We start from the raw sequence: 14,068 nt of genomic DNA, 5'->3' as shown, positions 1-14,068 counted from the left end.
TCGCGGTCCCGGGAGCCCTTCCGCACACCAGTGCGGTGAGAAGGACCTGCTCGGGGAAGGACCTGCTCGCTTCCGGCGTCAGGGGTGCTCCCTGTACAGCGCGGCGCCGGCGGTGACCCCCGCGCCGACGGCGATGATCAGCACTCGATTCCCGGCGGGGATGCCACCCGTCCGGCGGTCCAGGGCCGCCACGAGGGACGCGGTATGCATCCGTTCATCATCCGCGACCACGATCCTCGGCACGGGGACACCCAGGTGCTCGGCGAGCGCCGCGCGGAACTTCGGCCGGGCGGGGGCGGCCACGATCAGATCGACATCGGCGAGGTCGAGGGAGGATGCCTCCAGGCATTCCCGTGCCGCCTGCGCTCCGGCGGTCGCGAATCGCTCGTCCATCGACTCCGACTCCCGGAACCGCAGTACGTTCCGGGAATCCTCGAGTCCGACGGTGGCGCAGAAGCTTTCACCGGCATCGGAGCAATTCACCCAATGGACGGGCCCCAGGCCGAATTCGTCGTCGGTCCAGCGGCAGAGGATGGCTCCGCCCGTCGGCGCGAACGGAAAGTGTTCGCTCATCCCACGTCCGGGATCGGCATCACTGGCCACCACCAGCGCCCAGTCGATCGTGTGCGACCGCAGGAATCCGTCGACGATCTGCAGACCGTTGAGAGCCCCACAGCATCCGTTCGCGACGTCGAAGGAAAAGGTCCCGTGCGTGTCGTCGTGGGGGTCCTCCGGGTGGGCACCGATATCTTCCTGGATGAGTGCCGCGAGGGCGGGCTCGCCCAGATTCCGGTCGCGGTACAACCCGACGTTGACGAGCAGGTCCAGGTCGTCGGCATTCCGACCGGCCCGTTCGAGGCAGGTCTGGGCGGCCGACACCGCGAGATGCAACGCACTGTGGCGGGTACGCCAGCCGCCGCGTGTGACGTCGAGCCGATCAATTACTGTGCCCATAGCGTGCCACCAATTCCTCGTCCAGGGTCAACAGGACGACACCGATCTCCAAACCCGATGCGAGGGCGATCAACGCCACGGTCTCACCGGCTCGGATGCGACCTGCTTCGAGTTCCTCGACGAGCGCGACGGTGTGGGTCGTCGACGCCGTATTTCCGTAGCGGTCGACGGTGATGACCGCGTCGTGCCGTGGAGAATCGCCCAGCGTGGCGGTCACCTCGGCCATCCCTTTGCGGATCGCCCGCGCCGAGGTTTGGTGTGTGATCACGTGATCGATGTCGTGGAGGGAGATCCCGGCGGCGTCGAGCACCTCGTGCAACAACAGCGGGGTGTCCGCGATCGCCGCCCGCTGGATCCCCCGCGAATTGGTGAACATCCGGGCGCCGGGGTCGCCGCCCTTCGGGTACGCGAGACAGAGCCGACTGTAGTCGGCGACGGTGGTGAATCCGGCCAAACCGATCCCGGCCGATCCGGCAGGGGCACGTTCGAGGAGCAGCGCGGCCCCGGCGTCGCCGAGCGTGAGGCACGCAAGCTCCTTGCTCATGATGTTCCGGATGTGCTGGGCAGCATTCTGTCCGAGCTGCGAAATGTACTCACCACTGACGACAAGTGCCCGTTCGACGATTCCCTGACGGATCCAGTTGTTCATCACCGTCACACCGGTCAACATCCCGGCGCACGCGTTCGAGAGATCGAAGGTCATCGCCCCCTGCGCGCCGATCGCCTGGGCGACCGCACTACTCATCGTCGGTTCCAGCCATTGGGTGAGACCGCCGTGAAACTTGGTGATGCTGCAACTGACCACCACATCGATCGACCCGGCGTCCCGGTTCGACCGTTCCAGGCAATCCAGTGCCGCCGAGATCGCCAGTGTGTAGGAGTCCTCGTCCCCCACCGACACCCGGCGCTCGCGGATCCCGGTGAGCCGCTCGAGGTCGATGTGAGTCGAGTGACGGGTGGTCGACATCAGGTCCGTGGTCGTGAGATGTGTCGCGGGCAGATGCCGGCCGGCCCCGGCGAGACGCGTAGCGAACGGCATTCGCAGGTCGCCGTTCTCGGTCTCCATGACCAGCCAACGCTTGACCATTCTTTCCACCTCCGTGCTCACTCCACAATCGCGCACCGGCGATGTCGTCACCAGGGCATTTGGACCCTTCCGGGGGATCGTTCGAACCAGCACCGCGGAATGCGACGAGGTGAGGTCCTAGGACCCTTGCCCCGTGACTGAGGCACGCCGACGCTGAGGGACGAGGAGAGGAGTCGTCATGCAGGCACGACACGTCATGAGCAGCCCGGTCACCACGGTGGACCGATCCACCTCGGTGGACGAATGCCTACAGTTGGTCGGTAGGTCGGGCTTCACGGTGCTTCCGGTCGTCGACGAGCGGAAGCATCTCGTGGGCATCGTGTCCGAGGGTGATCTGCTCCGTGCACGATTCCGTGAGTTGGGCGGGGCCGATTCGCAGCCGGACGAGATGACCGCAGGCGACGTGATGGCCAGTCCCGTGGTGGCGATGACGGCCGACGCGGAGGTCAGCGAACTCGCCTCCGCGATGCTTCGATCTCGGCTGCGCGGCATCCCCATCGTCCACGATCACGACATCCTCGGGATCGTCACCCGCCCCGATCTCATCGCCGTCCTCACGACCGACGACGCTCAGGTCGCAAAGGAAGCGCAGCACCGCCTCGACGTCTACGGCGGAGCCGGCCGCTGGCGCGTTGACGTCGCCCACGGCTCCGCCTCGATCTACGGTGTAACGCCTCAGGACCCGGAACGAAATGTCATCGCCGCACTGGCCGACACCGTGCCGGGCATCACCGAGGTGCATTTCCCACCCGAATCGACATCTCCCGGTGGGAGGTAGCAATGCAGGCAAGATATCTCGAAGCCCGAGACCTGCGATGGCCATGGGTCGCCGCCGCCACCGTCGTGGGCCTCGCGGCATTGTCGGTGACGTCTCCCCTCACCGTCCTCGGGGGCGCAGCAGCGGTCGTCTTCATCGGACTCGGCGTCTTCCGTAATCCACACCACCGTGTCGTCGGCGCCGCGACCGTGTCGGTCGGTGTCGGACTGATGGTCGCGGGATTGCCCGCCCTACTGCTCCACGGTGTGAACTCGCTGTGAGCGGCCGCCCCGCGATCCGAAGAGGGCTGTGTGCCCTCTCGAGACGGTCACGCGGCGGTGGCACATTCTCGACCAGGCCTGCACGAACGAACAGAGACGAGGAATCGACATGCCGACAGATTCACCGATCGTCGTAGGTGTGGACGGATCGGCGCAATCGCTCGACGCCGTGCGCTGGGCAGCCGACGCGGCCGTCCACCACCGAGCCCCGCTACTTCTGGTGTCGTCCCTCCTGACGGCGCCCGGCACGTTCGGCGACGCCGTCAACCTGTCCGCAGGCGCATTCACCGGCGTCGAATACGGGGGTACCCAGCGGCTCGCCACGGCCGCCGAACTCGCCCGGCGGAGCATGCCCGGCAACCATCTCACCCTCCGGACGGCGCTACGCCACGGCTCGGCCGCGACGGTCCTGCTCGACGCCGCGAAGTCGGCTCGCATGCTGGTCGTCGGTTCCCGTGGCCTCGGAGAGTTCACCGGCGGCCTGGTGGGATCGGTCAGCTCCGCGGTCGCCAGTCATGCAGCGTGCCCGGTGGCGGTGATCCGCGGAATGCCCGAGACGGATGCGCCGCCATTGGACGGTCCGGTGGTGGTCGGTGTCGACGGTTCGCCGAACAGCGAACCGGCCATCGCGGCTGCCTTCGAGGAAGCCTCTCTGCGCGGCGTCGATCTCGTGGCGGTGCACGCGTGGAGTGACTTCAGCCTGTTGACCGTTACCCGCGCCGAACTCAGCGACAACGATCTTTCCTGGTCGGCAATCGAAACCGCCGAACAGGCCGTCCTGTCGGAAAGCCTCGCCGGATGGAAGGACAAGTATCCGGACGTGTCCGTCCGCAAAGTTGTCGTCCGAGATCGACCGGTTCACCACCTGCTCCAGCAAGCACGGGAATCGCAGTTGGTGGTGACAGGCAGCCGGGGGCGTGGTGGTTTCGCCTCGCTGTTGCTCGGTTCGACCAGCCGGGCGCTTCTGCACTCCATCACCTGCCCGCTGCTGATCGTCCGCCGTTGACGTAGGTCGATGCGTCCGCTGGCCAGAACGACGCGTCGGCCCTGCCGCCTGTCGGCGCCCGATTGCATCGCCGGTTTGTCGAAAGGAAGGAGCTGTCATGCAAGCGCAACAGATCATGAGTAGCCCGGTCACCACTGTGACTCGGTCGACCCCGGTCGACGAATGCCTCCGCATCATTGCGAGTTCGGGGTTCACCGTCCTGCCGGTCGTCGACGAGTCGCAGCACCTGGTGGGCATCGTCTCCGAGGGCGATCTGCTCCGCGAAAAGTTCGCTACGCTCCCCAGAGCCGATGTCACAGCGGCCGAGACGATGACCAGCCCAGTCGTCGCTATGACAGCGGACATCGACGTCAGCGACCTCGCGTCTGCGATGCTGCGCTCAGGTCTGCGCGGGATCCCCATCGTCCACGAACACGACGTCATCGGAATCGTCACCCGGCGTGATCTTCTCGAGATCCTGACGATGGACGACACGAACACAGCGAGGGAAGTGCAACACCGCCTCGATGTGTATGCGGGATCGCGGCGGTGGACGGTGCGGATCGCAGACGGCAAGGTGACGATCGCCGGGCTCGCGCTCGACGATCCGGACCGGGGGGTAGTGACTGCCCTCGCCGAGACCGTGCCGGGCGTCGCAGACGTTCAGCTCACCCAGTCCTGATCGATATCAGGACTTTCGGGGGCGGGTTCGGAGAGTCCGCTGCGCGATGTGCGGTTTCCCGGCAATGGCGTCTTGGAGCGCGGAAATGCGCCGCCGCTCGTGACTGTCCTCCTCGCTCTTCGCAGCGGCCGTCACAACATGCGCGTCCGGGCCGGGGAACACGAGCGCCTCGCGATCGTCCCGTATCCACCTGACGAGGTACGGCGGTGTGCCGTCGGCGCGGCGAACCTCGACGATGTGCCCGACCTCGTCCGGGCTGTCGACGACCGTGCCTTTCACCACTAGCCAGTCCCCTGGTTCTGCATGCATGTCGATCTCCATTCGTCGCGATCCGACACGGGCGACCCGTGCGTGTGCCGTAGTTCGATCGTCGTGGTCCGTGACGTTGCTGTCGAGGCGGGTGAGGTGGCGGGGGCCGACCCCCTTCAGAGTCCACTCGCCTCGGGTGGTGACGGTAGGGCCGAGGGTCCTCGGTTCGGACTCGCCACACCTGTCACCACCCGCTACGCAGATCGGCGAGGTCAGTCCGGCGGATCGTCGACATGAGTGTCGACAGTCGCGGCCACAACTTCGCCGAAGTACGTGCTCGACGAGGCACGGCAGGCGATGTCGCTCTAAGCCGAATGTGCGAGACAAGGGTCAGGCCGCCGACCGCAGTCCGCGAATTGAGGACCGTCGGCCCTACTGGCTTCACCCGATGACGAGTGGACTCGAAGACGCCAGCAACCACTTCCAAATCCTCTGGAGTCAGCCATGAGCATTCTGTCCCCCCGCCGCCCACACCAGGCCCTGCTCCCGTCCCTGCCGGACTGGTCCGACCTCATGGCCAGATTCGAGGCGATGCCCCCCTGGACCTCCCTCGAAGGCCACATGATCCGCATCGAGGAACACCTCGACAAGGGCCGCTACACCCTGCGCGCCGAACTCCCCGGAGTCGACCCCGCCAAAGACGTCGACATCAGCGTCCGCGACGGACACATGACGATCAAAGCCGAACGCACCGAACAACACAAGGAAGGCGCCCGATCCGAATTCCACTACGGCAGCTTCTACCGATCCATGCCCCTGCCCACCGGCGCCGAGGAAGACGACATCGACGCCACCTACACCGACGGCATCCTGACTGTCACGATGCCGGTCACCGAATCCCCGACACCGGAAAAACACGTCGAAATCACGAAAACCACCCCCACCGGCGAAAAGACCACCTGACCGCCGGTTCGAACCCACCCGTGGCCCATCGAGGACAGCATGCCCAAGACGATCATCCCCGTCATCGGAGCCCTGTGGCTTGTCCTCGCCGCGATCGGCGCCTGGAGCACCATCGCCTTCGCGATCGCCGCGCCGGCCGCCGTCCTCCTGGGCACGTACCTGCTGGCCAGTGCCGTCACCGGCTCCAACGGCCACTGAAGCCTCAGCGCGGACCATCGAAACAATTGTTTGCAACCATTTTGGAGATCACCACCATGACCACAGCAAGTGACATCATGCACACCGGTGCGACCTGCATCGGCGAACACGACACCCTCACCACCGCCGCGCAACGCATGCGCGAGCTCGACGTCGGAGCGCTACCGATCTGCGGAGACGACGACCGCCTCCACGGCATCATCACCGACCGGGACATCGTCCTCAAATGCGTCGCCGCCGGCACAGATCCCAACACGATGACCGCCGGCGACCTCGCCCAGGGCAGCACCTACCACGTCGACGCCGCAGCCACCGTCGAACAAGTCGTCACCGTCATGGAAGAACACCAGATCCGCCGCCTGCCCGTCCTCGACGACCACCGGCTCGTCGGCATGATCAGCGAAGCCGACATCGCCCGCCACCTCCCCGAACACGCCGTCGGCGCGTTCGTCGAAGCCATCTGCGCACCGAAAGCCCTCCCCAGCCACTGAAACCCACCACGACGATGAGGGCCCACAACAGCCCACGCCGTGGCAATTGGTCTCTACCTGCCCTCCGGTCGGAGTTCGTTGCCGCCGGGGGTGTCGGCGGCCCCGACGATCTGATCGACCCGCTCGTGGAAGATCCGCCAGCGTCGCTCGTTCTCGTGCGTGAGCACCGCGCTGTGAGCCGCGAGATCCGCGGCAAAATCGAGCATTTCCGAGGCCGAGAACAGATACCGCGGAACGACACGGTGCGCAGTGAGGTCCGCACGCAGGGCGGCCGGGGTGAAGTCGACCCGCCCGAGGATCGCGACCGCGCGGTCGAGGTTGCGGGCGATGAGTTCGGCCATCGACGCGCACTGCCGGTCGTTGCTCACGATACGGTGCCGTTCGGCCAGCAGATCCGCAAGTTCCGGGTAGCTCAGCAATGCCTCCAACATGTCCCATGCCGCCGACATCGCCGACGCCAGCCACTGCCCGATCGCCCGGTTCGCCTCCCCTAACGCGCTGAGATCACGTTTCAGATTCGTGATCTCCGCGGGCTCGCCACCGCCCTCCATGAACAGGATCCCGAGCGTCTCGGTGGCGCGATCATCGTTGAGGTCGGAAGCGCCCGCGAACGGGCTCAGGGACGTCTCACCGGACGGTGCGACCACCGACCACCGTTCGGCCAATGCCTTCAATGCCCGTGAGTTGCGTTGCAACCGGATCACGTCGTGAAATGGTGATTCGGAATAGAACTTCTCGTGTTCCCGGTGAAACCGTGCGAGGTTGCGCACCGTGAGCAGCAGCTGGTCTCGCTCCGTCTGCATCGTTCGAGCGTGGCACAGCACGACGAGACATCACCGGCGAATCGGAGAACTCTCGCATCGTCCGGGGTAATACTCCTCGCGAGTGGATCAATCCCGGTGCCGTGACGCCTCGAGTAACCGCAGCGTCTGTTCCATTCCGCGAGCAACCACGTCGACCTCGGGGCAAACGGCACCGTCACCGACAACCGTGATCGTGAACTGCCCCGCATAGGAGAACGCGCCGGCACCCACCGAGATGTTTCCCATCAGGGCCACTATCGGGATGATTTCGCGCACGGCGGCCCCGAAGAGGTAGAGGGGGACGGGCGGGCCGGGCACGTCGGCGACGTACGTGTTCATCATTCGTTGCCGAGACAGCAGAGTCAGGGCAATCCACCGGACGGTCCGGCCGCCGACCACGGCCCCCCGGCGCGGACGGACACCCCGCTTACGGGTGGCGGTCTCGGCGGCTATCGACACCAGTCGGCGGACGGGATCGTCGATCCAGAGCGGGAGCGGCACGATCATCTGCCCAAGCAGATTCCCGCGCGCCGGCCCCGGCAGCTCCCGATGCAGCGACACGGGCACGACCGCACGCAACTCGAGGTTGTCGACAGGTTCCCCTCGACTGCGTAACAGTTCACGCAGGCCACCGGCGAAGACGGCAAGCAGCACATCGTTGACCTTCACACCGTACCGATCGGAGATCCTCCGCATCGTTGCGAGTTCGGTTCGTACGACAGCGAACTCACGAGCAGCACCGATCGGCCGATTCAGGCTGCATCGCGGCGCCCGTCCCCCGGAGACCATCTCCCGCACCGATGCCCACACACGCCGGGTACGACACACGATCGTCGCCGGCCGTGTACACGCCGCCAGCACACGCGCCACCGCGGCCCGGCGACGCCGGAGGTTGTCGACGATCAGCTCGTTCGCCGCCGGCACCGGGACCGGCATCCACGGCTCGACCCGAGGAGCCGGACCGTCGGGCGCAGAATCGAACAGTGCACCGAGCATCGCCACCCCGGCCGGGCCGTCGGCGATAACGTGGTGGACCCGGACATAGACCGCGGTCCGGCCGCCCGCCAGGCCGGGTACGAACCACATCTCCCACAGCGGCCGGGAGCGGTCGAGCGGACGCCGACGCAATTCCTCGACCACCTCGAGTAGCCGCGCCTCGTCAGCGTGATGCACCGGCGGGACGGCACACACGTGGTCTCGAACATCGAAGGCTGCCGCATCCACCCACAGAGGCCGTCCCAGACCCCACCGAGGCACGTAGACCACCTGCCGCAGACGCGGCGCCAGTTGCAACCGCGCCTCGATCGATGTCCGGACGTCCCCGAGTAGAATCCGCCCGTCCGCGTCGACGAGGTCACAGGCGTCGAGCAGGGCCACGAGACCGATGTCCTGCGACCACCCGGCCTCGTCCGGCCACAGAGTCATCACGTCCTGTGCGGTCAACCGCTCCATGAGCCTCACCCCATCAGTGCAGGAACGTCGATCCCGGACCGACCACGACTACCACGGCCTCGCGAGGTGTCGTCCTTCCACAAGTGTCGATCCGGGAGTGCGCGGGAAAATAGGGTCACAGGTCAACGCCGCGGGCGAACCCGGGTTCGACACGATGCCAGCCGAACGATTCGAAAACCGCCTCCCGCGGCAGCCCCGTCGACGTCCCGGCATTGGCCCGTGCCGGACATGTCGATGGAACACAGTCGTCACTCGATGACCATCGGCCCTAATCGTGAACTCCCAACCGGCGAACACTGAAGACGGAATGCCCCGGGCCGTCAAAGCAACTCGGGCAGGCGGTCGAGGAGACGACAATGCAGCCTACTGTCCCCGATGACGATCTCATTCGGATCGCCGTCGGCCTTGCCTGCCGAGCGCCGTCGGTACACAACACCCAACCGTGGCGGTGGCGCTATGACGGAGGGGTGCTCGATTTGTCTGCCGATTCCCACCGCCGACTCGCCTCGGCGGACCCGTCGGAGCGGCAACTGGTGGTCAGCTGTGGAGCGGCCCTGCATCATCTGGGCACCGCATCGACCGCGCTGGGCTGGTTGGCCGACATACGCCGCGTACCCGACCAAGCGAGCCCGTCCCATGTCGCCCAGATCCGGTTCCACCATTACACCCGAAGCCCGCAGTCGCACGATCTCGATCTGCTTTCCGCGATTCGCCGCCGCTATTCGGATCGGGGCCCGTTCGATCCGGTCGATCCGAATACACTGTCACCGGCCTCGCTGAAGGACATGGTTCGCGGGCATGGCGTTCATCTGACGGTATTGCCGCACAGCGCCCGACCAGTGCTTGCGGCCGCCACCGAACTCACCGCCGCCTCCCGGCGGCTCGACCCCACCTACCAAACCGAACTCTACTGGTGGGCAGGACATTCCCTCCCCGAGGACGGAATCCCGACAGAGGCACTGGCCACCGCAGACAATCAGGCCCGCGTCGACATCGGGCGCCGATTCCCCATCGGCTCCGACAGCGGTTCCGTCCTCCATCCCGACCAAGCGACGGTGCTCGTCCTCAGCACCGACGGCGACGACCGTGGAGCGTGGGTGCGCACCGGCGAAGCCCTATCGGCCGTACTGCTCGAAGCCACGGCCACCGGACACGCAACATGCCCGCTGACCCACATGACCGAGTTGCCGCAAAGTCGAAAAATGATTGGCAGCCTGCTGCCGGACTCGGGTGTACCGCAAGTCCTGATTCGAATCGGTTCGACCGGCACACAGGTTCCTCCACGACAGACACCCCGCCGCCCGATCGAGTCGGTTCTCACCATCGTCCCGCGACCCGGTCAACGTTGCTGACCGGCTTGGCGCAGAGATCGCAGGGGGACCGTTCGGGGACGCAGTTCGGGGCAGGAGGGCGACTCCCACACCGCGCCCCGGCACTGCCCGGGCCGTACCCCCGAACCCGGGCAGTGCCGGGGCGTGGACCCGCATCCAGAGGCGGGCCGAATCAGTGACTTATTGCCCTGTGCGGCGGGGACCCCTGCACGTAATCCTTGCAGAGGGTGGTGGAGCACCGTATCCCCGATAACCGTCGGTGGCCGGCGGCCCCACCCGAGGGCCGACGCGACCATCTGACGACCACAGCGGCGGGCGACGGTCGCCATCGCGCTGGGCGCTGCGGCGATCGCGGCGGGCTGTGTCGCGCTCGCCGCGGTGCTGATATGACCCACCCACGGTGGTGCCTCGCGCATCAGGACGGGTTCGTCGTTTCTGCTCTGGTGGCAGGTCGCTGCTGGTACGCCGCACCGCCGCTACGAGTGACTGACCCGCGGCCTGGAGGTGACGGGAGACCCTACCGGCCCGCCTGCCCTCCGATGTTCACTCGAATCGTGAGAGCCGCGCGATACAGGCAAGGGCACCGGACCCGGATGCTGGGAGCGAGTGCATCAGAGTCTGGATTTCGTCGCTGCCTCGGCAGGGCAGCGTCGCGTCGTTCGACACCCGCGCGCTTTCGGCCGGAAGCCAGATCAAATACGAGGAGCCTCGCATGGCGAATCACGTGAACCTCACTTTTCACGGTGCTGCGAAGACAGTGACCGGCTCATGCATGGAGATCGAGTCGGAGGGCACGCGCATCCTGGTGGACTGCGGCCTGTTTCAGGGATCGCGCACCCTCGAGACCTTGAACTACGGTGCCTTCACCTTCGCGCCGGACACGATTGATGCAGTCGTTCTCACCCACGCGCATATCGATCATTGCGGCCTGTTACCCAAGTTGGTGGCGCAAGGCTTCGAAGGGCCGATCTTCTGCACCGACCAAACCGCCGACCTGCTGCAATACATGCTCGCCGACGCCGGGCGTATCCAGGAGTTCGAGGCGCAACACCGAAACCGACGACGCGATCGTGCCGGAGAGGCGACAATTACCCCGCTCTACACCGAACACGATGGGCTCACGGCGTGGCGGCAGACCCGTCCTGTGCCGTTGGAGGAATGGTTCGAGCCCGCTACAGGCTTTCGAGCGCGGCTGTGGAATGCCGGTCATATTCTGGGCGCAACATCGGCGGAGGTCGACGCCGGGGGCGTGCGCCTGCTCTGTTCCGGTGATCTCGGTCCTCAGTACAAGGCGTTTCACGCCGATCCGGAGGGTCCATCGGGGTTGGACTTCGTCATCTGTGAATCGACGTACGGCAGCCGAACCCGTGTGCGACTGAGCATCGACCAGCGGCGTGACCTGCTGGAAGAGGAGATCAACAAGGCCATTTCGCGTGGTGGAAATCTCGTGATCCCTGCTTTCGCGTTGGAACGAACGCAGGAACTGCTGCTCGACATTGCGTATCTCGCCGACGCGAACCGCATCCCCAACGTTCCGGTCTTCGTCGACTCTCCGCTGGCCAACCGCGCGACCAGCGTATTCGCCAGGCATGCAGGCGAGCTCGAGGATCTCGGGGGCAAGGACATCTTCCACCATCCCTCGATCCACTATGTCGATGATGCTTCCGCCTCGATGCGGATCAACAGCATGTCGGGGGTCATCATCATTGCGGCTTCGGGGATGTGCGAGGCGGGACGCATCCGCCATCATCTCGCACACAATCTGCATCGCCGGGATTCGACGATCTTGTTCGTCGGATTCCAGGCCCAAGGCTCGCTGGGACGCGTCATCCTCGAAGGCGCACGGCAAGTGAAAATTTCGGGCACCGACGTCAATGTGCGAGCGCATATTCGGCGGCTCGACAGCTATTCCGCCCACGCAGATCAGGCCGAACTGCTGGACTGGATCAAGGAGCGGAAGCCTATCTCGGGCAGCCTGTTCCTGACCCACGGCGAACCGGGGGCAATCTCGGCGCTGACCGAACTGGCGTCGGAAGACGACCCTTCCCTTTCGATCGTCACCCCGAACATCGGGGAAAGCTACCAACTGCAGTGCGGCACCCCCGCGAAGCTGATCGGCACCGCCCGCACAGATGCTGCGCAACTGATCGGGCGCGACTGGCAGAACGACTACGCCGACTTCGCGGTGAGCCTCAAGCGTCAACTTGCCGAGATCCCGGATCCGGTGAACCGCCAGAAGGCCGTCGCGGATATGCGCAAAGTTCTGGAACGGTACGGAATGTGATGACCTTCTCCTCTACGGCGCCATCACGGCAGCGGCGACGATGGTGGGGACTCGATGATCCGCGTAATCCCGAGGAGGCATCATGACCACCCGCCGCCCGATCGTCGCCGGAGTAGACGGATCGGAGTCGTCCCTCCAGGCCGTGTCGTGGGCGGCGCACGAAGCCACATTGCGGAATGCTCCGCTGACCTTGGTCACCACCATGTTCGTCCCCGGCGCCCACGGTATGCCGGTCGGGGTGCCTGCCAGCTTTTTCGAGGAGGAGGAACTCGAGTGCAAGGCGCGGCTCGTCCGGGCCGAGGAGGTGGCCACCCGGGCCGTACCGGGGCACACCCTCGAGATCGACACGGCGTTCTGCATGGGCGCTCCCTCCGGTGAGCTGGTCGAGCGGTCGAAGTCTGCACTGATGGTGGTTGTCGGCGCGAACCGACACGGAATCATCGACCGTACCGTGCTGGGATCGGTCAGTGCGGCGGTCGTGACTCATGCGCACGCGCCCGTCGCTGTCGTGCGAGACCTGCCGCACACCGCGATCAACGACGTCGCAGGGCCCGTCGTGGTCGGTGTCGACGGCTCGGCGAACAGCGAGCCGGCGATCTCGGCGGCGTTCGAAGAGGCCGCATTGCGTCAGGTCGAACTTGTTGCGGTACACGCCTGGTCGGATGTCGAGCTGCACGCCCCGTTCCCCAGTGACGTCGACTGGACGCAGGTCGAAAGCCGCGAGGGGGCGATACTGTCGGAGAGCCTGGCCGGTCGCGCCGAGGACTTCCCCGACGTGCAGGTCCGGCCGGTCGTGGTCATGGACCAACCTGCTCGGAATCTGCGCGAGCAGGCCGAGCGGGCGCAACTCCTGGTGGTCGGGAGCCGTGGGCGAGGTGGATTCGCGAGCATGCTGCTGGGCTCGACCAGCAGAGCCCTGCTACACACGGTCACGTGCCCCCTACTCATCGTCCGTTCAGTGCTTCCGAGTTCCGCGACGTAGGCCTGTCGGTGTCGGCGCGGGCCCGATGGCAGTGGTCGGACGACCTGGCAGGCGAAGCACGGGACCAGCGCGCCACCACCCGGGCGAAACTGGAGGGATCACAAGGATTCTGGAGGAAGGTGGTGCCGATGACCGGACAGGCAGAGACGTACCGATACAGCTTGCTTCACTCCGCGATGGACGAATTGCTGGAGGGAACACGCGCCGTGACCCGCCTCATGGGAACAATGGGAGACGAGGCGGTCAGCGCAATACCTGAGCCCGTCGCGGTGCCGGTGACCCGGATGCTGGAGTCGCTTCAGCAGTTGGTCGAGCTGGCCCCACCGTTGGTCGCGGAGTTCGACGTCCTGGTCGAGGAACTACACGCCCAGCGGTTGACAGTGCAGGCATTGCAGGCAGAACTGTCGGCTTTCGACCATCAGATGGAACTAATCGAGCAGGCACTGGCGCCCCTGCAGGGCTGGACCCATCAGTGGTCCCGTCTGCGTCAATCGCTGATCCGGACACCACACGCGGCTGCACCGCAACCCGGCTTGCCGGAGAGCTGAGCACGGCCGATGTTCGGAGCC

16 protein-coding genes are annotated in these 14,068 nt (G+C 65.9%); 11 read left to right on the top strand and 5 right to left on the bottom strand.

Features of this window, described 5'->3' with window-relative positions; all coding sequences use genetic code 11:
* Window positions 1–78: 78 nt before the first annotated feature.
* Both WKC72_RS23265 and WKC72_RS23260 read right to left on the bottom strand, forming a co-directional pair.
* A complete protein-coding gene (locus tag WKC72_RS23265) occupies window positions 79–954 on the bottom strand; it encodes a 3-oxoacyl-ACP synthase III family protein (RefSeq protein WP_370179489.1) in 876 nt (291 codons plus the stop codon).
* A complete protein-coding gene (locus WKC72_RS23260) occupies window positions 938–2,041 on the bottom strand; it encodes a 3-oxoacyl-ACP synthase III family protein (protein WP_370179487.1) in 1,104 nt (367 codons plus the stop codon). The genes WKC72_RS23265 and WKC72_RS23260 overlap by 17 nt, the downstream gene beginning before the upstream one ends.
* A gap of 178 nt (window positions 2,042–2,219) precedes the next feature.
* On the opposite strand from WKC72_RS23260, the gene WKC72_RS23255 reads away from it, so the two are divergent.
* From WKC72_RS23255 to WKC72_RS23240, 4 genes are all read left to right on the top strand, one after another.
* Entirely contained in the window at window positions 2,220–2,819 is a 600-nt protein-coding gene (locus WKC72_RS23255; RefSeq protein ID WP_370179485.1) for a CBS domain-containing protein, read from the top strand.
* Between the two features lie 2 nt (window positions 2,820–2,821).
* Window positions 2,822–3,079 (top strand): hypothetical protein, encoded by a 258-nt coding sequence (locus WKC72_RS23250; protein ID WP_370179483.1) that lies wholly within the window; start codon window positions 2,822–2,824, stop codon window positions 3,077–3,079.
* Between the two features lie 109 nt (window positions 3,080–3,188).
* Complete coding sequence (locus WKC72_RS23245; protein ID WP_370179481.1) at window positions 3,189–4,085, top strand: universal stress protein; 897 nt, start codon at window positions 3,189–3,191, stop codon at window positions 4,083–4,085.
* Between the two features lie 97 nt (window positions 4,086–4,182).
* Window positions 4,183–4,746 carry an HPP family protein gene (locus WKC72_RS23240; RefSeq protein ID WP_370179479.1) on the top strand — a complete coding sequence of 188 codons (564 nt, stop codon included), beginning with the start codon at window positions 4,183–4,185 and terminating at the stop codon, window positions 4,744–4,746.
* A gap of 6 nt (window positions 4,747–4,752) precedes the next feature.
* On the opposite strand, the gene WKC72_RS23235 is transcribed toward WKC72_RS23240, so the two are convergent.
* Window positions 4,753–5,067: a DUF1918 domain-containing protein gene (locus WKC72_RS23235; protein ID WP_370179477.1), complete on the bottom strand. Its 315-nt coding sequence runs from the start codon at window positions 5,065–5,067 to the stop codon at window positions 4,753–4,755.
* A gap of 432 nt (window positions 5,068–5,499) precedes the next feature.
* On the opposite strand from WKC72_RS23235, the gene WKC72_RS23230 reads away from it, so the two are divergent.
* The 3 genes from WKC72_RS23230 to WKC72_RS23220 are packed head-to-tail and all read left to right on the top strand — an operon-like array spanning window position 5,500 to window position 6,647.
* Window positions 5,500–5,958 carry an Hsp20/alpha crystallin family protein gene (locus WKC72_RS23230; protein ID WP_370179475.1) on the top strand — a complete coding sequence of 153 codons (459 nt, stop codon included), beginning with the start codon at window positions 5,500–5,502 and terminating at the stop codon, window positions 5,956–5,958.
* Window positions 5,959–5,997: 39 nt separating this feature from the next.
* Entirely contained in the window at window positions 5,998–6,156 is a 159-nt protein-coding gene (locus WKC72_RS23225) for a hypothetical protein (RefSeq protein ID WP_037205825.1), read from the top strand.
* Between the two features lie 56 nt (window positions 6,157–6,212).
* Window positions 6,213–6,647, top strand: a complete 435-nt coding sequence (locus WKC72_RS23220; protein ID WP_007298891.1) for a CBS domain-containing protein — start codon at window positions 6,213–6,215, stop codon at window positions 6,645–6,647.
* A 53-nt stretch (window positions 6,648–6,700) separates the two neighbouring features.
* On the opposite strand, the gene WKC72_RS23215 is transcribed toward WKC72_RS23220, so the two are convergent.
* Window positions 6,701–7,450 (bottom strand): hypothetical protein, encoded by a 750-nt coding sequence (locus WKC72_RS23215; protein WP_370179471.1) that lies wholly within the window; start codon window positions 7,448–7,450, stop codon window positions 6,701–6,703.
* Between the two features lie 87 nt (window positions 7,451–7,537).
* Window positions 7,538–8,902, bottom strand: coding sequence for a wax ester/triacylglycerol synthase family O-acyltransferase (locus WKC72_RS23210; protein WP_370179469.1), 1,365 nt, complete (start codon window positions 8,900–8,902; stop codon window positions 7,538–7,540).
* A 356-nt stretch (window positions 8,903–9,258) separates the two neighbouring features.
* On the opposite strand from WKC72_RS23210, the gene WKC72_RS23205 reads away from it, so the two are divergent.
* From WKC72_RS23205 to WKC72_RS23190, 4 genes are all read left to right on the top strand, one after another.
* On the top strand, window positions 9,259–10,254 hold the full coding sequence (locus WKC72_RS23205; protein WP_370179467.1) for a hypothetical protein: 996 nt from the start codon (window positions 9,259–9,261) through the stop codon (window positions 10,252–10,254).
* 691 nt (window positions 10,255–10,945) lie between these two features.
* The gene (locus WKC72_RS23200; protein WP_370179464.1) at window positions 10,946–12,517 is read left to right on the top strand and encodes an MBL fold metallo-hydrolase RNA specificity domain-containing protein; all 1,572 of its coding nucleotides are present in this window, start codon (window positions 10,946–10,948) and stop codon (window positions 12,515–12,517) included.
* An 82-nt stretch (window positions 12,518–12,599) separates the two neighbouring features.
* Window positions 12,600–13,499 carry a universal stress protein gene (locus WKC72_RS23195; protein ID WP_370179461.1) on the top strand — a complete coding sequence of 300 codons (900 nt, stop codon included), beginning with the start codon at window positions 12,600–12,602 and terminating at the stop codon, window positions 13,497–13,499.
* A gap of 128 nt (window positions 13,500–13,627) precedes the next feature.
* Window positions 13,628–14,047, top strand: coding sequence for a hypothetical protein (locus WKC72_RS23190; RefSeq protein ID WP_370179459.1), 420 nt, complete (start codon window positions 13,628–13,630; stop codon window positions 14,045–14,047).
* Window positions 14,048–14,068 lie beyond the last annotated feature (21 nt).

Source organism: Rhodococcus wratislaviensis (assembly GCF_041228765.1).
Classification (GTDB): Bacteria; Actinomycetota; Actinomycetes; order Mycobacteriales; family Mycobacteriaceae; genus Rhodococcus_F; species Rhodococcus_F wratislaviensis.
Note: the sequence above shows the minus strand (reverse complement) of the source record. Positions and strands in the feature narration are given on the sequence as shown.

Excerpts from the sequence above, each read along its gene's own strand:
- WKC72_RS23195 (WP_370179461.1), top strand. The coding sequence starts at position 12,600 with ATGACCACCCGCCGCCCGATCGTCGCCGGAGTAGACGGATCGGAGTCG.
- WKC72_RS23245 (WP_370179481.1), top strand. The coding sequence starts at position 3,189 with ATGCCGACAGATTCACCGATCGTCGTAGGTGTGGACGGATCGGCGCAA.
- WKC72_RS23250 (WP_370179483.1), top strand. The coding sequence starts at position 2,822 with ATGCAGGCAAGATATCTCGAAGCCCGAGACCTGCGATGGCCATGGGTC.
- WKC72_RS23205 (WP_370179467.1), top strand. The coding sequence starts at position 9,259 with ATGCAGCCTACTGTCCCCGATGACGATCTCATTCGGATCGCCGTCGGC.
- WKC72_RS23190 (WP_370179459.1), top strand. The coding sequence starts at position 13,628 with ATGACCGGACAGGCAGAGACGTACCGATACAGCTTGCTTCACTCCGCG.
- WKC72_RS23230 (WP_370179475.1), top strand. The coding sequence starts at position 5,500 with ATGAGCATTCTGTCCCCCCGCCGCCCACACCAGGCCCTGCTCCCGTCC.
- WKC72_RS23215 (WP_370179471.1), bottom strand. The coding sequence starts at position 7,450 with ATGCAGACGGAGCGAGACCAGCTGCTGCTCACGGTGCGCAACCTCGCA.
- WKC72_RS23255 (WP_370179485.1), top strand. The coding sequence starts at position 2,220 with ATGCAGGCACGACACGTCATGAGCAGCCCGGTCACCACGGTGGACCGA.
- WKC72_RS23225 (WP_037205825.1), top strand. The coding sequence starts at position 5,998 with ATGCCCAAGACGATCATCCCCGTCATCGGAGCCCTGTGGCTTGTCCTC.
- WKC72_RS23200 (WP_370179464.1), top strand. The coding sequence starts at position 10,946 with ATGGCGAATCACGTGAACCTCACTTTTCACGGTGCTGCGAAGACAGTG.
- WKC72_RS23220 (WP_007298891.1), top strand. The coding sequence starts at position 6,213 with ATGACCACAGCAAGTGACATCATGCACACCGGTGCGACCTGCATCGGC.
- WKC72_RS23260 (WP_370179487.1), bottom strand. The coding sequence starts at position 2,041 with ATGGTCAAGCGTTGGCTGGTCATGGAGACCGAGAACGGCGACCTGCGA.
- WKC72_RS23235 (WP_370179477.1), bottom strand. The coding sequence starts at position 5,067 with ATGGAGATCGACATGCATGCAGAACCAGGGGACTGGCTAGTGGTGAAA.
- WKC72_RS23265 (WP_370179489.1), bottom strand. The coding sequence starts at position 954 with ATGGGCACAGTAATTGATCGGCTCGACGTCACACGCGGCGGCTGGCGT.
- WKC72_RS23210 (WP_370179469.1), bottom strand. The coding sequence starts at position 8,902 with ATGGAGCGGTTGACCGCACAGGACGTGATGACTCTGTGGCCGGACGAG.
- WKC72_RS23240 (WP_370179479.1), top strand. The coding sequence starts at position 4,183 with ATGCAAGCGCAACAGATCATGAGTAGCCCGGTCACCACTGTGACTCGG.